General features: G+C 38.5%; 2 protein-coding genes. Both read right to left on the bottom strand.

The window, feature by feature from the left end; all coding sequences use genetic code 11:
* Positions 1 to 851: TraB/GumN family protein (locus tag R3333_RS14495; RefSeq protein ID WP_318959474.1), on the bottom strand; the 851-nt coding region annotated here is incomplete at its 3' end.
* Entirely contained in the window at positions 844 to 1,554 is a 711-nt protein-coding gene (locus R3333_RS14490; RefSeq protein WP_318959473.1) for a class I SAM-dependent methyltransferase, read from the bottom strand. The genes R3333_RS14495 and R3333_RS14490, both read right to left, overlap by 8 nt.
* Positions 1,555 to 1,704: the final 150 nt, after the last annotated feature.

Here is a 1,704-nt window from a genome sequence, read left to right as displayed (position 1 = left end):
AGGTTAATAACCCCTTGTTCACCCCCTAAATGTCCAGCACCTACTGCTATGAAAGCACTTTCACTTTCCATAATTTGTGTGAGTTTTGGAATCCAGTTGGCGTTGCGTTTTAGCAAGAGGTCATCCATGTTTAATCCGTCCATTTCAGGGTGATTATTGATCAATTCATACAAGGCCTCAACATCTCCCTCACGGTGTAGTTTTGAGAGTTTTTCTATTTCAGCACGAGCTCCCTCAATATCTCTTACAGTAGCCATAATGCTTTCAATGTTTTCTTTAGTGCTTGCATTGTCTAACAAAGCAATTTGTTCTTCCATCGTTTCTAGACCTACGAAAGGAGCTTTTGCTTTATTCTGAAGTTTGTAAATATCTTCCTCGTAGCTTTCGAACTTTTTGGGAAAAGCAGCCGAAGCAAGGAATTGTTGTAACATCATGGGTTTCATTCCCCCTAAGCGAGGAGCAATCTTTTCTGGATTTTTCCCCATTTCTTTATCGATGAAATTGTAAACTGAGTCGCGTTGAGCTTGTGTCATTTTATCAAGGATGTTTCCATCTGTTGAGCGCATGAGTCTTACAACTTCAAAAACATTGGGTTTTTCGCCAATTTCTAAAACCACCTTATCCGCATCTAAAATAAGTTGTTCTAAATTATCTGGGAAATAGTAATACTTTTCAGCAATGATGTGCATCGTTCCAAAAAGGTATCCCTTGGTGTTTTCTCCTTTATCTATACGCCAAAGCAAAGTTGGTTTATCCGCTGGTGCTAAGGGTGTAACTTGCGCTCTATTGAAACAAGCGCTTAACGTTACAAGGGTAATTATGGAGAGGCTAAGTAATTTTAATTTATGCATTTAGGGAAAGTTTTGCGAGATAGCTTTGTCCGTCTTCAAGGACCAATTCTACATTGAAACCTAGTTTTTCGGCTGTTGTTTTCAAGTTTCCGAAATCAACATATAACCAATCAAACCATTCTGATTTCGCATCTTTATATTCCATTTGAAATTGGAAGTTACCGTAGTATTCTGTACTTAAATCTACCCACATTCCACCTTCTTCATCTTCAAAAAGGTATTTAATGTCTGTAGAGTCACACAATATTTGACCACCTGGCTTTAAAAGTTTCTTGGCTTGAAATAAGGTCTTTTCCAATTCTGATAATTTACCGGCAATTCCAATACCGTTCATCATCATCAATAAGGTATCATAGTCTCCACCAGTCATAGCAAAGAAATCTTGCTCCTTTGCGTTTATCCCTAGCTTTTGTTGGAAAGCAACTGCACCAGGTGAAACATCTATGGTTTCAACTTCAAATCCTTTTAAAATAAGTGCTTCAGCGTGAACACCGGTACATGCGCCAATGTCTAGCACCTTACCTTTGCACAACTCCAAAGCCTTTTTTTCAATCTCTGGCATTTGGTTTTCTGTTCTGAATAACCAGTCAACAGGAATTACATCATCGTCGCAAATATCGGAATGAACGATAATGTTCTCACCGTGTATACCGTTTTCGTAATCAGCTATTGCTGCACCGAAAGCATCGTTTTCTTTGAGCATGTTATATGTCTAAATCGTCTATGTTGTCAAAGTCAGAAGAAGAAAATTCTTCATCAAAATCGTCGAATTCGTCGAACCCCTCTAGATAGTCATCAGCACTTTGTTGCTCGGTGGTGAACTGCATTTCTTCACTTCCTTGTCTAGAATTTT

Origin of the sequence: Lishizhenia sp. (assembly GCF_033720595.1) — a bacterium.
In the GTDB taxonomy this organism is placed as follows: Bacteria; Bacteroidota; Bacteroidia; order Flavobacteriales_D; family Crocinitomicaceae; genus Lishizhenia.
The sequence above is the reverse complement of the archived record's forward strand: the minus strand, read 5'-3'. Positions and strand labels throughout refer to the sequence as shown.

Coding starts and splice junctions, on each gene's coding strand:
- R3333_RS14490 (WP_318959473.1), bottom strand. CDS start 1,554: ATGCTCAAAGAAAACGATGCTTTCGGTGCAGCAATAGCTGATTACGAA.